Consider the following 17,190-nt stretch of genomic DNA (forward strand, 5'->3'; position numbering starts at 1 on the left):
TGGCCATCAACCCATTTCTCCACAAGTCGGCGGCCCAGTGTGATTAATATTGTGGCGGTTCCTGTGCCCGGTTCTTCCCGAGCTCTTGAGCGATGTCGCCGTCTTCGTCAATGTCGCTGGTGTCTTCGACCTCTGCTTGATCTTCCGCGAGCTGATCGAAATACCCCGGCTGCATCTTGACACCCGTGAGGTAGGCGGAGCGTGCAATTGACATGGTCCCGATGGACGAGGTGGACAGCTGGAGGAAGATAATAATCAGTAGCTGCACGGCGTTCTGCCACGACGGCACGGTCAAAAATACACCGATGACGATCAAGGAAATTCCCGGACCCGCTGCCGTTCCCACGGCCGAGATGCGCTGGTAGGTATCGCGAAACTTGAAGAGGCCACCGGCGGCAACAACGAAGACCAGGACGCCTAACAAAATGATGAAGTTGGCAGCAACGGTATGCAACGAGTTGATGTCCATTAGCGACGCCCCCTGGTGAGTGCTCGTGCTAACGCTACAGAGGAAATGAAGCCAACCACTGACGCGACGAGAATCAAGTCGAAAAAGTACTCTCCGGCCAGCAATACACCGATGATGGCCAGCATGCCGATAAACGAGAACATCAGTAAGTCGGCCGAGACAGACCGGTCTGCATCGTTGGAAGCGCTAATCATCCGATACGCTATGGCGATCATACAAATCGCTAGAATGGTTAGCGCGATATACAACCCAAAATTTAGGGCGGTCATGATGCTGCCCTCCTGGGAAGATGGCGGTCCGTTTGGTCAAAGTCTTGCGGGGTAAATCCGTTGCGCCGCATGGCTGATAGAAGGTGATTTTGCATGTCGATAGACCCATCAGCCACACTCGCGGGATCGCCGTCATACAGGGAATGAACGTAGATCCACCGGGCACCTTCGTCGTCAACGTCCGTTCCCAGGGTCAACGTGCCGGGTGTGATGGTTATTAGCGCCGCGAGCATGGTAACTTCCGCATCGGTGCGGCAGTCAGTCAACACTCGAGCAATGCCGGGTTTGGCTCTGATCCCCGGGGTGGTCAGGTCCTTCAAAACCGACCACGAGGAGGTGATAATTTGCCCGATAAACCAGATAATGAGCCAAATCCAGCGTGGGAGCCAAGTCAGAATATTCATGGTTGCAGCACCGCCTGCACGTATTCAGTCGCATCGTAGAGGCCTTCGGCGGCAATGCCCGACAGCGATAGGAGGAACTGGCCACCGAGACCGAAAGCCACTGTAATGAGTGACAGTGTGACGGCGGGGGCGGCCAAAGCAAAGTTAATACGACGCGCTGGAACAGTAGCTTCATCGGCTTCGACGATAGTCTGCGTGCCCGTCAGTGTGGTCACCTGAGCTCGTGTCGCTTCGGTAGCCAATTCGGGGGTATAGGACACTTCTTGAGCGTATGGATCCCGAGTCTGCGAAGTGATAATGGTGCCCGACTTGGTTGCTGGACCGCCGGAGCCTTTCTCCCAGAACATGCCGGTCCAAATTTTCAGCATGGACAGCAACGTGATCAGCGAAACAAACAACATAACGACAACCGCGGCAATCTCTCCGGCCTCGACTGCGCCGACGATGAGCATGAACTTGGCGACGAATCCTGAGAAAGGTGGTATTCCAGCCAGTGACAGCGCGGCGATCATAAAGGCAACCGCAATCACGGGCTCGGTGCGTGAAATACCGCCCAGTGCACCAATGACTCCGGTGCCGTACCGTACTTCGACTGCACCGGTGGCCATGAACAATGCAGCCTTCACGATCATGTGGTGGAGCAGATAGAAAATACCCGCGGTAAGACCCAGTTCTGTAAATAGCGCCACACCCAGCAAGATATAGCCAATCTGAGAGACCATATGGAAGGTCAGAATGGTACGTGTGGTCTTCTCCCCCACGGCACCAAACACGCCGATGAGCATGGTCAGGCTGAACAACACCACGCCGATCCAAAGGAAGCGCGTGTCGCCATCGTAGACGACAGCATAAATCCGGTAAATCGCATAAATGGCGACTTTGGTGTGGAGCCCGGAAAACAAGGCAGTGACGGCGGGCGAGGTTGCTGGATAAGCCCTCGCTAACCAACCGTGGACGGGCACGACCGAGGCCTTAATGCACAGTGCAAATATGGTGACTGCACCGGCCAATGCCACGGTGGAGTCGTGTTTTGCTTGTTCTGCCAATACACCAATGTTGACTGATCCTGCAGTGCCGTAGAGGAAGCCGACACCGGCCATGTACAACGTGGAGGTGAACAGATTCAACGTGACGTAGAGTCTTGCGCCGTGTGTGCGTCGCACCGGGAGTTTTCGGTTGGCGCTGAGCACGTATAGACCATAACTGGGCAGTAACATCACTTCGAGGAACACGAATAAGTTGAATAGGTCCGCAGTGAGCAGTGCACCGTTGACCCCCGTACTGAGCACCAAAACTAATGGTGCGAAGTATTTGGAATTTGCCGCCTGTGAGGCGTGTGCAAACCAGATACTCACCACGGTGAGAAGCAGAGTCACAGACAACATTAGGGCGGTAAACATATCCGCCACGAATGGGATGGCAATACCAGCTGGCCAGTGTCCAACTTGGTGCCCGATCGCTCCGCCGTCGGTTGTCCAAAAGTGATAGACAATGTACATTGCGCCAGCAAGCATTGTCAGCATGGTCAGCATGGTGACAACGGCATGGAGGCGAAGCCGGTGCCCAGTGCAGATCAAAATACCTGCAACAAGAAGGGGAAGCCCGACAAACAGTGGCAGTAATATGCCGATAGTGCTAGCGCTCATTATTTCCCCTCACCATTCGTACGGAATGATTTATGTGGAGTACCGTCAGATTCCGATTCGGCTGCGACGTCCAATTTCTCGACTTTCTCAGCGGTTTCGTCACTATCTTCGCCTGTTACTGAGAGCACCAGCATAAAGATCGTGATGGAAAATGCGATGACGATCGCGGTGAGGATAAAGGCCTGTGGCAGTGGGTCGGCCATGGCAGTCGGGTCAGTAGACGTGTAAAAGGCCTCACTGCGTCGATCGGTCCCACCTGCTGCGAACAATATGAGGTTGGCAGCGTGGCCTAAGAGCACGAAGCCTAAGATGACCCGTAACATCTCACGTTTGGTGAAGAGATAGACCGCTCCGGCAGTCAACAGTCCGATGGTTAAAGCCAGCGTCACTTGACAGTCTCCTGTGTCTTCTCGGGTTGTTTGGTGCTCGGGCTGGAAATGGAAGGCTGTTCCATAACGACATCGAGCCCACGCTTCGTGCCCATCATATTGAGCGCACCAAGGATCACGCCGAGTACGGCGAAGTAGACACCAAAATCAAAAATCAGGGAGCTATACAAGGTGTAACCGAAGATGTCCCAAGTCAGCGGGGCAAAGTAGGAACCTTCGAAGAGGCCTATAAATCCAACGGCCGCACCTAAAACGACACCTGTGCCGATGAGTCCCATGTACGGCCAGCGAATCGAACGTGTTTCATTCGTGGGGGCTGCCAAGTAGAGCAGTGCGAATGCAGCACCCGCCAGCAGGGCAGAGACGAATCCGCCTCCTGGCTCATTGTGTCCCCGCAGGAGTAGAACAATACTGATAATCACCAGGATTGGTGTCATCACTTTCGAGAACGCGCGCAGGAACGTGGTGTTGGTCTGAGGATCAGAAATCGGCGAAGTAGAAATGACGTTCACCGGACGAATTGGATTGGGTTTGCGCGAGGCCAAGAGGGCAGCGATTGCCACACCGGCCATGCCAAGTACGGTGAGCTCCCCTAGAGTATCCAGAGCTCGGAATTCGACCAGGATGACATTCACCAGGTTATTACCACCGGTAACTTCAGCACCGTGTTCTGTGAGATACTTCGCCGGATCTGACATATCTCGACGACCTGTGAGCGCCCAGGTTCCGGCAAATGCTGCAATACCCGCTGCGACGGCCGATATCAGGCCGACTTTGGAAAGTTTTTCTTGTTTTCCAAAGGACTTCGGGAGTCGGTGTAACAGTAAGACCATCACAACGACCGTCAAAATTTCTACCAAAAGCTGGGTTAGTGCGACATCTACAGCTCCTAGAGCAAGGAACCATAGTGTCACTGAAAAACCGACGGCCCCGAGGACCACAATGGCCGCTACGCGGGTTTTGGCCCGTACCGTAGCAATGACGCCAACAGCCACGATGATCACCAACAGCCAATCGGTCCAGCGTGTCAGATCGGCTTGTTGACTGGGGAGTTCGTCAACCGTGAACCAACCAGTGATCGCAATACTGATCAGCAGCAGCGACGGGACGACCAAGTGGCGCCCAGGGTTCAGACCGGACGTCCAAGAACTGACAATCGCACCCAGTTGGATGGTGCGTTGGCGAAGATCTTCCACCACGCCAAGTCCTGACAGCGACAGGGGCCGAGGCACCAAGAAGGCTTCAAGCCGTGGTAACTGCCAGACAGCAACGGCACCGATCACCATGACTGCTATTGAAAGGGCGAAAGCGGGCGTGAAACCGTGCCAGAGCGAAAGTTCTACGGTCTGTGGGCTGCCAATCGCACCGGTAGCTGCTGAAGATACGGTTCCGGCAAGGACAAACGGAACGATTCCCAAGATCAGGGTAAGTGAGGCGTTGACTGCTGGATAGCCCCAAAAACTCAGTGGCGCTTCATGTACGGGTTTCAGGTTGGCGGTCGTTCCGCGAGGCGTATTGATCCAGTTCAGCGGGGACCGATAGTGCCCCATCGCTCCCAGAGCGAACCGACCGGAGTAGGCGAAAGTACCGATGGCAGTTAGGACGGCAAGCCCGGTCAGCACCCATGGCAGCAGGCCCGGCAGATCTGCTCCGAGGAACGCTTCAAAGAGATGTTCCTTGGAGATGAACCCAAGCATCGGTGGAATGCCCGCCATTGAAGCCGATCCGATCAGGACTACGGTGATAGTGGCCGGCATGGCCATCTTGCGCACGGTGAGCATGCGCATATCTCGTGTACCGGCTTCGTGATCAATCACCCCGACGGCCAGGAAGAGTGCAGATTTGAACAGGGCATGCGCAATGGTGTGCAAGACGGCTGCCGTCAGGGCGGCTGGAGACCCAATGCCAATCAGTGCGACCAAATAGCCAAGCTGCGACATAGTGGAGTACGCCAGGAGTTCCTTGAGATCGTAACGGCGCAATGCGGCAACCGCACCGAGTAGAGCCGTTATGAGCCCAGAACTGACCAACAGGGTCAGCCAAAGCGTATTACCGGCTAAAACCGGTGAGAAGAGTAAGAGCAAATAGATGCCGGCTTTGACCATTGCGGCAGCGTGCAGGTAGGCAGAGACCGGTGAAATAGCAACCATTGAATCAGGCAGCCAGGATTGGAATGGAAACTGAGCCGATTTCGTGAAAGCCGCCAGTACCAGGGTGATGATAAGCCACGTGACAATTGTGGGATCTTTCCAGAGGTCAGCCAGCAGCACTTCGGTCACGACGGTACTTCCCGCGGAAGCGATCATGATAGCCACTGCTGCGAGGAGGGCTAGTCCTCCTGTCACAGTTACCAGCAGTGTTCTGACGGCAGGTTTTCTAGCATGTGATCCGGAACGTGCGATCAAAAAGAAAGACGCAAGCGTCGTGGCTTCCCATGCCACATAGAGCACCATCAAATCATTGGCCAACACCAGAATCAGCATGGCTAACGCAAACGTTGACATTGACAGATAGAAACTGATGATCTTTGTGCGCGCCAGATACTTTGCGGAGTAGAACAGCACACCAGCACCGATCACAAGGACCAAGAGGCTGAAGAGCAAAGATAGGCCGGTGAGTCGTAAATGGAAGCCAACGTTAAAGAAATCTGGAATCCACGGGTAATACTCAACTATTTCGCCATTGGAGGCTGCGAATGCTTGGACCAGCAGCACTGCGGCAGCGATGAGTGGAATCCACAAGAACCAACCGGCCTTGCGACCGAAATAATGTGAAAGTGGAGCCGAGAGTACCACTGCGATCAGTACTAGTAAGACCGCCCATAAGAGCACGATGCTTCACCCTCTTCGCAAGTACCGGCGGTCAGGTTGTGAGTGGGTCACCGGTTCGAATATCAACGTCAAGTCATAGGACTCAGAAGTGTGGCGCGCAATGGTCTTGCGCACCACACAATACTTGCATAGCTAACTTGCTGGATCAAATGTGTTGCACACGATATACACCGACGCGGTTGCAGGAGTTGCGAAGGGCGACCCGTGTGGATGATGAAGGCTGTTAAAGCACTTCGTCCCGCATATTGATGCGGGACGTGATGGCTTTTAAATTATATTTTGTACCCGAAGTGGGACTCGAACCCACACATCTTTCGATATTGCATTTTGAGTGCAACGCGTCTACCAATTCCGCCATTCGGGCCGGGCACCTGACCTATTTTACACAAGTTTTTCGAATAACCAAAAGGTACTCACAAGAGTTTTGTCGTAGTATATGAGACTGACAAACACGCTACCACGACGATATGAGGTCACTATGACTGATACCGAAGCAACACATCCTGTACGTATTGTGGTAGCCGAAGATGAAACGATTATTCGGTTAGATATCGTGGAAACATTGCGCGGCCAGGGATACGACGTTGTTGCTGAGGCCGACAACGGCCAGCGGGCCATCGAATTGGTCGAGGAGCATGCCCCAGATCTTGTGCTGATGGATATTTCTATGCCGGTCATGGACGGTATTTCTGCTACCCGCCACATTTCCGAGCGGTCGTTAGCCCCCGTCGTGATTTTGACGGCCTTTTCACAGCGAGATCTGATTGATCAAGCGACTGATGCCGGGGCAATGAGCTACATTGTCAAACCATTTAGTGAGACTGATCTGGTGCCGGCTATTGAGCTGGCCAAGGCCCGTTTCGAACAACTCATAACGCTAGAAGCTGAGATTTCGGATCTGACAACACGTTTTGAGACACGAAAGCTCGTGGACCAGGCGAAGAGTCTGCTTATGGAGAAGCTCGAAATTACTGAGCCCGAGGCATTTCGCTGGATTCAGAAGACCTCAATGGATCGGCGGCTGATGATGAAAGACGTTGCCCAAACTGTCATCGAGCAGTTGGGCAACCCGTCATAAGCACCCTACATGGGTGACCAGCCGGAAACGTTATCCCAGCGATGTGCTGGCGGGGCTACTGCGGTGTCAACCAGGGCGGGATCGATTTCCGCTTTGGTCGATCCCATTCGATGTACTTTGAGCATATTTGTTGAGCCCGGTACTCCTGGTGGGGACCCAGCGACCATCACCACGAGGTCATCGATCTTTGCCAGGTCAGCCTTGACGAGTTCGTAATCTATTTGCTCGGTCATTTTGTCCGTTGAGTCCATGAACGGAACCAGTTTTGGTGTCACACCCCATGACAGACACAGCACATTATTTGTGGTGAAGGAATGGGTAAACGCATAAATTGGTTGCGGGGCACGTAGCCGTGACAAACGTCGGGCTGAGTCACCGGATTGGGTGAAACTCACCAAGAACGGGATTTCTAGCGAAGCCGCAATGTCGACAGCCGCACGAGTTACCGCTCCCCCGCGGGTGCCAGGACGTGTACCGAGTGGAGGCATCCGATGCAGGCTGTGGTCTTCAGTCGATGCGATGATCTTCGCCATTGTTTGCACGGTGAGCACTGGATATTTCCCGACGGAGGTTTCGCCTGAGAGCATGACTGCATCTGCACCGTCGAGGACGGCGTTGGCGCAGTCAGAGGTTTCTGCCCGGGTAGGTCGCGCATTCTCGATCATGGATTCCAGGACTTGTGTAGCAACGATGACCGGCTTGGCCCAGCGCCGTGCTAAATCGATCGCATTTTTCTGCACGACGGGGACATCCTCTAGGGGCAGTTCCACACCGAGGTCGCCGCGAGCCACCATGATGGCGTCGAAAGCATCAATGATTTCCTGGAGGTTCTCAACTGCCTGAGGTTTTTCCAGTTTGGCGATGACCGGAATCCGACGACCCTCTTGCTCCATAATCGCATGGACCGGTTCGATGTCCTTGGCACTGCGCACAAAGGACAGCGCAATCATATCGACGCCGAGCTTCAGCGCGAATCGAAGGTCCTCTTCATCTTTTTCGGTGAGCGCAGGGATGCTAACGGCAACTCCGGGGAGGTTGATTCCCTTATTATTAGAGACCTCGCCACCAATCACCACGTTGGTCACAACCTCGGTTTCACTGACTTCGATAGCCTGCAGGGCGATCTTGCCGTCGTCAATGAGAAGCTGATCCCCAACTGCTACGTCCTGTGGCAGACCTTTGAAGGTGGTGGAGCAAATATCCTGGGTTCCCTCGATATCACGCGTGGTGATAGTGAACGTATCCCCGTCTTCAAGCAAATACGGCCCATCAGCGAATCTACCGAGTCGGATTTTGGGGCCTTGCAGGTCTGCGAAAATAGCGACCGAATGATCAAGATCGGAGGCAGCTTTGCGAATGGTGTTGTAGGTGTTCGCATGGACCTCATGCTCACCGTGGCTGAAGTTCATCCGGGCGACATTAACCCCGGCCTTTAGCAGCTCGCTTGTTGTCTTATATCCCTGTGTAGCAGGGCCAAATGTTGCGACGATCTTCGCGTGTCTCATAGTCCAAGTCTATGGCCGAAGATTGTGAAAGTTAATGATTGGCCTTTGATCTGTCACATGACTTAGGTCATGTTCTGGGATTTGAAGTACCTTCATCGTCGCTTGTCGCGGTATCATTGTTCACGTCGGGGGCGCTGTCGATGGACGCGTCCTGGGCGTCTTCGTCTCTTGCATGATCGTCTCGGAAAATTTTATCCGCTTCAGCCCGCTCTTCTGGAGTCTTGGGACGGGTAACGATGGCGTACGTCAACAGAATCACCGCGATAAGGAACATCAGCACGGAGGTCCAAGTGTTGGTGCGGGCCTCGATCCCCAGAATTGACCATTCCTGCGCCGTGTCGAGTCGAATGGATTCGATTGGGATACGGCCCAGGGTGTACCAAACAATGTAGGACCAGAGCATCATGCCGTTTCGCAGTTTGAAGCGCCGGTCAATCAGCAGCAGGAACACAACACCGAGCAGGTTCCAGATCGATTCGTAGAGAAACGTCGGATGAAACAGGGCGTCGGCCGGCACGTCAGCTGGATAGTTGTAGTGGTCTGCTTCAACTTCGAGCCCCCATGGCAATGTGGTGGGCTCGCCAAAGAGTTCTTGATTGAAGTAGTTGCCCCAGCGTCCTACGGCTTGTGCCAAAAGAATCCCCGGCGCGATTGCATCCGCCATTGCAGGCATACGCAACCCGTATCGGCGACATGCGAACCACACGCCCAGGGCACCACCACCAATAGCGCCCCAGATAGCGATGCCGCCTTCCCAGATGGCAAAGATTTTAGACAGGTCGCCGGTGCCATCGTAATTGGGCCCGAAGTATTGATCAGGCACGGTAAGCACGTGATAGAGGCGCGCTCCGATAATGCCAAAGACGACGGCCCAGAGGCCGACATCATACATTTGTTCGGACTTGCCCCCGCGGGCGGCCCAGCGTTTACCGCCGAGCCAGAAAGCGAGGACACCGCCGAGGATAATGCACAACGCGTAAAGGTGAATCTTGACGGGACCGAGTTCGAAACCATCCAACGGTGGTGGCGGAATTGATGCGATCAAGGTTGCGAACTGCATTGGTTGGGCCTGTCCTCGTGTTGTGCGCTACTTCTTGGATGCTCCGGTGACAAGATTTCGGGTAATTTCCCCGACTGCTTGTGGACCATTATCACGCAGTGCTGCTACCAGGGCGGTACCAACGATAGCACCGTCGGCATAGCTACCAATTTCAGCGACGTGTTGTGGTTCAGAAATACCCAGCCCAACACAGACGCGCGGTGCTCCAGCCTCATGTGCACGGCGGACAACGCGTTCAGCGGCATTCGATACTTCGCCGCGAGCACCGGTAATTCCCATCACGGAGACGGCGTACACGAAGCCCCTGCTGGAGTCCACGGTAAGTTTTACACGTTCGTCAGGAGATGACGGTGCGGTGAGGAAGATTCGGTCCAGTTCATATTTATCTGAGGCTTCAAACCATTCGCTGGCTTCTTCGGGTACAAGGTCTGGTGTGACGAGTCCAGCGCCCCCAGCTTCTGCGAAGCGTCGGGAGAATTCGTCGACGCCCATGCGATCGACGAGATTCCAGTAGGTCATAATGACGACGGCGGCATCGGTTCGCGACGTGACTTCCTTGACGATGTGGAAGACGTCGGCGACGCGGAAGCCGTTTTCAAGTGCCTCCGCGGTGGCAAGTTGGATGACTTCCCCGTCCATCACCGGGTCGGAATACGGAAGACCGATCTCGATAATGTCGGCACCATTATTGCCGAGTTGCACAGCGGCTTCGATGGAGTCTTCGATTGTCGGATAACCGGCCGGCAGGTAGCCGATAAATGCGGTGCGACCGTCGGCACGGGCCTGTTCAATTTTCTCAGCAGTCAGTGAGCGAATGGTGTCTGTCATCTTGTTACTCTCCGGCTTCCGTTTGATCCTCTGGGACCATACCGAACCACGTGGCAGCGGTACTCACGTCCTTATCGCCGCGACCTGACAGGTTCACGATGATCACTTTTTGCTCGTCTTGCGGTGTGCTCTTGTCAACGACACCGTCTGCAACCCACTTGGCAGCCAACCGGAGTGCTCCGGCTAATGCATGTGCGGATTCGATAGCGGGCATGATGCCTTCGGTCCGCGTCAGGAGCTTGAATGCGTCCATGGCTTCAGAGTCACTGACCGGCTGGTAGATGGCTCGGCCCGTATCATGCAGGAACGCATGCTGAGGTCCAACTCCTGGATAGTCGAGACCGGCTGATACCGAATGAGAGTCGATAGTTTGGCCATCTTCGTCTTGCATCAGGTACGTGCGAGCTCCGTGAAGCACTCCGACGCGTCCCAGTGCGATGGGCGCTGCGTGTTTGCCCGTTTCGACACCCGCGCCGCCGGCTTCCATGCCGTAGAGTTCAACATCTTTGTCATCGAGGAAACCGTGAAATAGGCCGATGGCGTTCGAGCCACCACCTACGCACGCAATGACCGCGTCTGGCAGTTTGCCGGTCTGTTCAAGAGACTGCTCACGGGCTTCGTCTCCAATGACCTGGTGGAAGTAACGGACCATTTCAGGGAAAGGGGCCGGTCCGGTTACGGTGCCCAGGAGGTAGTGGGTGGTATCCACGGAGGCCACCCAGTCTCGTAGGGCTTCGTTGATGGCGTCTTTAAGTGTGCGTGCACCAATGGTGACAGCTTTAACCTCGGCACCAAGCATTTCCATCCGTGCCACGTTGAGCGCTTGTCGTTTGGTGTCGGCCTCACCCATGTACACAGTACATTCCATGCCAAACAGTGCTGCTGCAGTTGCAGTGGCCACACCGTGTTGGCCAGCTCCAGTCTCGGCGATCAGGCGAGTTTTGCCCATGCGTTTCGCTAGCAACGCTTGACCGATGACGTTATTAATCTTGTGTGAACCTGTGTGGTTCAGGTCTTCGCGTTTCAAAAAGATTCGAACGCCAGGGTGATCCTGTGCGAAGCGAGGAACTTCGGACAGCAGTGACGGGCGGTTGATGTAGTTGGCGTTGAGGTCATTGAGCTCTGCAGTAAACTCTGGATCTTTGACAGCATGCCGGAAAGTTTCCTCAACTTCTTGCAGTGCAGCCATCAACGATTCAGGCATCCACTGACCGCCGTAGCGGCCAAAGTATGGACCCTGCAGCTGCTGGAAGTCGCCGTCATGTTCGTATGAACCGGGTGCTGGTCTTTCGATTGGAGTGCTCATATGTTTCTTTCCAAATACGACAACCGCCCCGGCACATATGTCCGGGGCAGCACGGTGTGTGGTTTATGATCTGCTGGCTTGACGGAAATCCGTGATCGCTTGAGTTGGTTCGCCGTGACGGACCAGTGCCTCCCCTACCAAGACTGCGTCTGCACCTTGTGCCGCATACATGGCAACGTCACTGGCTTCTTTGACGCCGGACTCTGCAATTCGTATGACGCTATCTGGTAGCCGGTCGGCCAGGGTGCCGTAATGCGAGGTATCAACTTCCAGTGTCTTCAGGTTCCGAACGTTAACTCCGACGATAGACGCATCAACTGCAGCGGCTCGCTCAATCTCTTCAACGGTATGTGTCTCGACAAGAGCATGCATGCCAAGCTCATGAGTCAACGCGAGATAATCACGCAGTTGGGCATCATCAAGCGCGGCCACAATCAAGAGGACTATGTCAGCATCGTGGGCACGAGTTTCATAGATTTGATATTCATCGACCGTGAAATCTTTGCGCAGCAGGGGGATATCCACGCGTGCTCGAACCGCATCGAAGTCCGCTAAAGAGCCGTTGAATCTCCGCTGTTCCGTCAACACGGAAATGGCGGATGCTCCCCCGGTCGCGTATTGCGCAGCAAGATCTGCTGGAGAACCGATATTCGCTAACGGACCTGCTGAGGGCGACGCACGTTTGACCTCGGCAATGATGCCAACACCATCGGGGTTATCGCGACCGCCGACGAGGGCAGCATGCGCATCCCGTGCCGGTGAAACATCGGCAGCAAGCTGTTGCATGCGCGACAGCGGTGTTATGGCTTTGCGGGCGTCCATATCTTCGATGACACCAGCGATGATGTCATCAAGGACCGTACCGGTAATCGGGTTTGGTGTCATTAGCCCTTGTAATCTCCGTTGGCGCCCTTGCCTGCCAGACGCATAAAGAAGGCAACTGGCAAACCGAGTACGGCGATTCCGATCCCGATCCACATGACAACCCAGCCTGATGCAAGTGCGCTAATGCCTGCAATGACAAGCCCGACGAGCACCAACATCACGAGGGCCCATGCAGCCGGCGAGTTACCATGGCTTGGTGATTCATCGTGAGTTGGGTCATTCAAGATGCGACCGTACTCATCAACTTTTAATTCTTCAGTCATATTCGCCATTTGGGTGATGCCTTTCTTTCCGCCAGAACATTTTCCGGCAGCCTCAAGTTGCTGACGATGATATGTGTCCCATTGTGCCATTTTTTCGTAGTGACCACTGTAGAACACGAACTACTACGGGATTTTAGGTTGGATCTTCGCCGCGGGACAATTCATCCCAAGTATCGATTTCATCAAGCGGTCCATCGTGATTGGCTTGTGTTGGCTGGTTCACGTCGTACTTTTTGGTTTTTCCAAGTGACCAGCGGGAGCCCTGTGTCAACGCAATGATGCCTCCGACCAGGACAATGACGGCGCCCAGCACTGTCAGCCAGGGCAGCAGCGATACCTCGATATTCTCGACAGCATTTGTTGTGGCTGTGGTTCCGGTAGATTCCGAGATCTTCTGGGCTGCAGCATTGAATGGGTTGACCAGTACATTGATGGTTGTTGCGCCGATCGCTAATGCTCCGAGGATGGCTACACAGCCGATAATCCATCGCCCAATGTTGCGTGCGATGGACAGAGCCGCACCGGCGGCAATAGTTACCAACGACATTGCGGTAATCACGGGCGAGGCTTCTTGACCGGATAAAGTCATTTGCGTGAGGTGTGTTGCCTCGAATCCAGCGGCCGTCACCCAGGTTTGAGTGGAGCCGATCAATGCTAGTGCGCCTCCAATCAACAACACCAGCACGGTCATACCGCGGTTGAGACCTTTGGAGGACTGAGGGTTATCAATAGGGAGCGGAGTGGTCATCTAGTTCTGTTTTCCAGCCTTGATGTCTTGGAGTTCTTGGGCTGCCAAGACTGCACGAATTGCGGCAGTAGCTTTGGTCAGCGTTTCATGCGCTTCAGTGGCGGGAACGGATTCGGCCACAATGCCTGCGCCTGCCTGTAGATAGGCTACTTGATCTTTGATGACGGCGGTTCGAATCGTGATGGCCATGTCCATGTTGCCGGCAAGATCGAAGTAGCCGACAGTACCGCCGAATGGGCCTCGTGCCTGTGGTTCCCATTCGTCGAGGAGTTCGAGCGCCCGGTGTTTCGGTGAGCCCGAGAGTGTTCCCGCCGGGAAGTTTGCCCGTAAAACGTCCAGGGCGGTGGTGTTTGCACCAATATCGCCCTCCACCGTAGAAACCAGGTGCAGAATATGTGAGAACTGCTGGACGATCATGAAGTCGGAAACCTCTACAGTACCGGGTGCACACACTGCAGAGAGTTCGGCTTTGGCCAGTTCGACTAACTGGACGTGTTCATCCCGTTCTTTCGGATCTCCGAGCAACTCCTCGCTAATCGACCGGATCGTGTGCGAGGGGTCTTTCGGCTTAGAACCACCGATGGGGTGGGTCAGGACGCGCTTATCTTTGACGGAGACCAAGGTCTCTGGTGACGCTCCGACAAGATGGTAAGTGCCGTCTCGATCCGGGTATTCAAAGGTATACAGAAACATGTATGGGCTGGGATTGATGGCACGCAATACGCGGTAGGTATCGAAGGCAGTTGCCGTGGTTTCTGTGGTGAAGCGACGGGAGATGACAAGCTGCGAAACTTCTCCCTCACGTATTGACTGCTGGGTCTTCCGCACCGCATTGAGAAAATCCTTTTCATGCCAGGAATGCCCAATTTTCGTGGAGAAGTCTTGGTCCAACCATCCTGCAGGTGCAAACGAAACGGGGTCGGCCACCGGTTCGGCAAGGCGTTGAACCATACTCTCGAGTCGTGCTACTGCGCGATCGTATGCGCCGTCGACCCCCGTGGACTCGCCATCAAAGTTAATGGCATTGGCAACAAGGGTCACGGTGCCGTCCCAGGAGTCATGAATAGCGAGATCGGTGACGAGGTTCATGGCCATCGACGGCAGATTGAGATCGTCTTTGGGCCCCTCCCCGAGTTCCACCCATGCACGGACCGTGTCCCAGCCCAAGAATCCTACGAAACCTGAAACTAAATGTGGCAGCGCATCCGAGATATCAGCCCGAGCATCGGTCGCCAAAAAATTGAGCGACTCTTCGAGTACCTCCAAGGGAGTGCCCGAGGATGGTACCCCGGCTGGCACTCGACCCTGCCACACTGCCTGACCATCCTGTTCAGTTAAAGTGGCAGCTGTCCCAGCTCCGATAAAGGAATATCGAGACCACTTACCGTCTTGTCCGGCAGACTCCAACAGGAACGTGCCGGGAGCATCATTTGCTAGCCGTCGATAAATTCCGACGGGGGTCAAACCATCCGGTAGCAGCGTGGTGGTTACCGGAATGACCTTATGGTCGGCTTTTGCGAGTTCGTGGAACGCTTCGCGGGTGGGAAACACTGGGCCAATATCACGCATTATGTTCTTTCATGTGGTCAAAAATCTATTCGGTGCCAGTAACGGTCAGTGTTCGACCGGTAAAGCATGTGGGGGTACCTGTGTGACAGGCCGGACCCTGCTGGTTGACGACCACCAGTACGGTGTCATTATCGCAGTCGAGAGCGACTGATACCACGTGTTGTGTGTGGCCGGAGGTATCACCTTTGCGCCAGTATTCTGCGCGTGAACGTGACCAATACCAGGCTCTGCCAGTGGTCAATGTCTTATGGAGGGCTTGATCGTTCATCCAGCCCAGCATGAGAACCTCATGACTTTGAGCGTCTTGGACGATCGCGGGGATTAATCCGTCGGCGTTTCGTTTCAGTTGCGCGGCAATCTTGGGGTCAAGATCGGATTCAGGCAGAGAAACTTCAGAATTGTTCATGATGGATCTAGTGTAGGACGGCTTGTCTGCTGTTGCCACTGATCAACACGTGATAATTTCACATATGTGACAAACATTTCTGCGGGGCCCCATTCTCAAGACGGCGACGACTTTGTTGCCGCATCTCGTGCTGCCTTTGTGGCAGCGCTATATGCGGCCGGTCCAAATGAGCCCACTCTTGTGGATCAGTGGCAGACGCAGCACCTTGCGGCTTCAGTTTATCTTCGAGAAAACCCGCACCAAGTCACAAGCCGAGCATCTGGAACTTCCAGCGCAACAATGAATACGGCTATCGAAAAACTGGCCGAGGAATCGTCTTCTCGCAAGGCGTTCTATAATCTCGTGCGCAAAATTGGTGATGGCGCCGAGTCACAATCAGCCGGACAACGTCCCTCGCTGTTCAAGCGTATTCGAAATTCTATGAAGCAGCGTCGGCACGAAACAGAGAGTTTGCTCCTAGAATTCTTTGTGCATACAGAAGATATTCGGCGCGCTCAGAGTCGCTGGGCTCCACGAAAGCTCTCTGATACCTACGCCAGTGCACTCTTTGAACAGTTGCGTGAACAAGCTCGAAAGTACTACGGCAATGCAAAAACTGGCTATGTTTTGGTGCGCACCAACGGGGAACGAATTGTGGCCAAACGTGGCACGACCTTGACCTACGTGACCGGCCCGGCCGGAGAGTTAGTTCTTCATGCTCTCGGCCGTCCGGACCACGCACTGGTCTTAATCGATCGTCCTTAAAACGGTCGAGTCGTTAGCGACGTACGGTAAATCCAGCTGCTTCAATAGCGTCTTTAACTTGACCAATCATATCGTCTGGTCCGTAGTGAAACAGTGATGCTGCCAATACAGCTTGCGCACCTGCTTCGATGGCGGGTGGGAAGTGTGATGGTTCACCAGCACCCCCCGAGGCAATCAGTGGCACTGACACAGCAGCTCGAACAGCTTTAATCATGTCAACATCGAAGCCATCGCGGGTTCCGTCCGCGTCGATGGAGTTGATGAGAATTTCGCCAACACCACGCTCTTCTGCCTCTTGAACCCAGGCAATAGCGTCCATTCCGGTACCCTCTTTGCCGCCCTTGATCATGACTTCATAGCCGGATGGCATAGCGGGATTTGCTTGTGCATCGAGCGACAGGACAAGGACCTGGGCTCCCCATGTATTGGAGATTTCATTGAGTAGATCAGGATTAGAAACTGCTGCCGAACTGATCGAGACTTTGTCAGCACCATTGCGAAGCAGTTGGTCAACGTGTTCGACGCTACGAATCCCGCCACCAACGGTGAGTGGGATAAACACTTCTTTAGCGGTGCTGTTGACGAGTTCGTATGTTGTGTCGCGTTGTTCGGTTGTTGCGGTGACGTCGAGGAAGGTGATCTCATCGGCACCGGCGTTATTATAACGGTGGGCAAGTTCTGCAGGGTCTCCGGCATCTCGAAGATTTTCGAAATTTACGCCCTTGACGACTCGGCCGTTATTGACATCCAGGCATGGGATGACGCGAATTACAGTGCTCATGATTTTCCT

18 protein-coding genes and 1 tRNA gene are annotated in these 17,190 nt (G+C 54.4%); 2 read left to right on the plus strand and 17 right to left on the minus strand.

Going from position 1 to position 17,190, the window contains the following annotated elements; all coding sequences use genetic code 11:
• Positions 1–43 precede the first annotated feature (43 nt).
• The 7 genes from G583_RS0108975 to G583_RS0109005 form a co-directional block, all read right to left on the minus strand.
• Positions 44–469 (minus strand): cation:proton antiporter, encoded by a 426-nt coding sequence (locus G583_RS0108975; protein WP_022870851.1) that lies wholly within the window; start codon positions 467–469, stop codon positions 44–46.
• Positions 469–738: a monovalent cation/H+ antiporter complex subunit F gene (locus G583_RS0108980; RefSeq protein ID WP_022870852.1), complete on the minus strand. Its 270-nt coding sequence runs from the start codon at positions 736–738 to the stop codon at positions 469–471. The genes G583_RS0108975 and G583_RS0108980 overlap by 1 nt, the downstream gene beginning before the upstream one ends.
• On the minus strand, positions 735–1,142 hold the full coding sequence (locus tag G583_RS15280; protein ID WP_022870853.1) for a Na+/H+ antiporter subunit E: 408 nt from the start codon (positions 1,140–1,142) through the stop codon (positions 735–737). The genes G583_RS0108980 and G583_RS15280 overlap by 4 nt, the downstream gene beginning before the upstream one ends.
• Positions 1,139–2,788: a monovalent cation/H+ antiporter subunit D family protein gene (locus tag G583_RS0108990; protein ID WP_022870854.1), complete on the minus strand. Its 1,650-nt coding sequence runs from the start codon at positions 2,786–2,788 to the stop codon at positions 1,139–1,141. The genes G583_RS15280 and G583_RS0108990 overlap by 4 nt, the downstream gene beginning before the upstream one ends.
• A complete protein-coding gene (locus G583_RS15285; protein WP_022870855.1) occupies positions 2,788–3,177 on the minus strand; it encodes a sodium:proton antiporter in 390 nt (129 codons plus the stop codon). The genes G583_RS0108990 and G583_RS15285 overlap by 1 nt, the downstream gene beginning before the upstream one ends.
• Positions 3,174–6,008 carry a DUF4040 family protein gene (locus tag G583_RS15290; RefSeq protein WP_022870856.1) on the minus strand — a complete coding sequence of 945 codons (2,835 nt, stop codon included), beginning with the start codon at positions 6,006–6,008 and terminating at the stop codon, positions 3,174–3,176. The genes G583_RS15285 and G583_RS15290 overlap by 4 nt, the downstream gene beginning before the upstream one ends.
• 282 nt (positions 6,009–6,290) lie before the next feature.
• Positions 6,291–6,372: transfer RNA gene (locus G583_RS0109005), tRNA-Leu, on the minus strand.
• Positions 6,373–6,486: 114 nt separating this feature from the next.
• Here G583_RS0109005 and G583_RS0109010 point away from each other — a divergent pair.
• A complete protein-coding gene (locus G583_RS0109010) occupies positions 6,487–7,086 on the plus strand; it encodes an ANTAR domain-containing response regulator (protein ID WP_022870857.1) in 600 nt (199 codons plus the stop codon).
• Positions 7,087–7,091: 5 nt separating this feature from the next.
• Here G583_RS0109010 and pyk read toward each other — a convergent pair whose 3' ends face one another.
• The 9 genes from pyk to hisI form a co-directional block, all read right to left on the minus strand.
• Complete coding sequence (gene pyk, locus G583_RS15295; protein ID WP_022870858.1) at positions 7,092–8,591, minus strand: pyruvate kinase; 1,500 nt, start codon at positions 8,589–8,591, stop codon at positions 7,092–7,094.
• Between the two features lie 67 nt (positions 8,592–8,658).
• A complete protein-coding gene (gene lgt, locus G583_RS15300) occupies positions 8,659–9,651 on the minus strand; it encodes a prolipoprotein diacylglyceryl transferase (RefSeq protein ID WP_022870859.1) in 993 nt (330 codons plus the stop codon).
• 27 nt (positions 9,652–9,678) lie between these two features.
• Positions 9,679–10,479, minus strand: coding sequence for a tryptophan synthase subunit alpha (trpA, locus tag G583_RS0109025; protein ID WP_022870860.1), 801 nt, complete (start codon positions 10,477–10,479; stop codon positions 9,679–9,681).
• 4 nt (positions 10,480–10,483) lie between these two features.
• Positions 10,484–11,785 carry a tryptophan synthase subunit beta gene (trpB, locus tag G583_RS0109030; RefSeq protein WP_022870861.1) on the minus strand — a complete coding sequence of 434 codons (1,302 nt, stop codon included), beginning with the start codon at positions 11,783–11,785 and terminating at the stop codon, positions 10,484–10,486.
• Positions 11,786–11,848: 63 nt separating this feature from the next.
• On the minus strand, positions 11,849–12,670 hold the full coding sequence (gene trpC, locus G583_RS0109035; protein WP_022870862.1) for an indole-3-glycerol phosphate synthase TrpC: 822 nt from the start codon (positions 12,668–12,670) through the stop codon (positions 11,849–11,851).
• Positions 12,670–13,023, minus strand: a complete 354-nt coding sequence (locus tag G583_RS0109040) for an HGxxPAAW family protein (RefSeq protein ID WP_022870863.1) — start codon at positions 13,021–13,023, stop codon at positions 12,670–12,672. The genes trpC and G583_RS0109040 overlap by 1 nt, the downstream gene beginning before the upstream one ends.
• Before the next feature lie 43 nt (positions 13,024–13,066).
• On the minus strand, positions 13,067–13,681 hold the full coding sequence (locus tag G583_RS0109045; protein ID WP_022870864.1) for a Trp biosynthesis-associated membrane protein: 615 nt from the start codon (positions 13,679–13,681) through the stop codon (positions 13,067–13,069).
• Complete coding sequence (locus tag G583_RS0109050; RefSeq protein WP_022870865.1) at positions 13,682–15,250, minus strand: chorismate-binding protein; 1,569 nt, start codon at positions 15,248–15,250, stop codon at positions 13,682–13,684. It abuts the gene before it with no gap.
• 25 nt (positions 15,251–15,275) lie between these two features.
• Entirely contained in the window at positions 15,276–15,656 is a 381-nt protein-coding gene (hisI, locus tag G583_RS0109055) for a phosphoribosyl-AMP cyclohydrolase (RefSeq protein WP_022870866.1), read from the minus strand.
• A gap of 66 nt (positions 15,657–15,722) precedes the next feature.
• Here hisI and G583_RS15305 point away from each other — a divergent pair, with 66 nt between their 5' ends.
• Positions 15,723–16,400, plus strand: coding sequence for a maleylpyruvate isomerase family mycothiol-dependent enzyme (locus G583_RS15305; RefSeq protein ID WP_084677336.1), 678 nt, complete (start codon positions 15,723–15,725; stop codon positions 16,398–16,400).
• 13 nt (positions 16,401–16,413) lie between these two features.
• Here the strand turns inward: G583_RS15305 and hisF are convergent, their stop codons facing one another.
• A complete protein-coding gene (hisF, locus tag G583_RS0109065) occupies positions 16,414–17,181 on the minus strand; it encodes an imidazole glycerol phosphate synthase subunit HisF (protein WP_022870869.1) in 768 nt (255 codons plus the stop codon).
• Positions 17,182–17,190: the final 9 nt, after the last annotated feature.

Origin of the sequence: Yaniella halotolerans DSM 15476 (assembly GCF_000420805.1) — a bacterium.
Classification (GTDB): domain Bacteria; phylum Actinomycetota; class Actinomycetes; order Actinomycetales; family Micrococcaceae; genus Yaniella; species Yaniella halotolerans.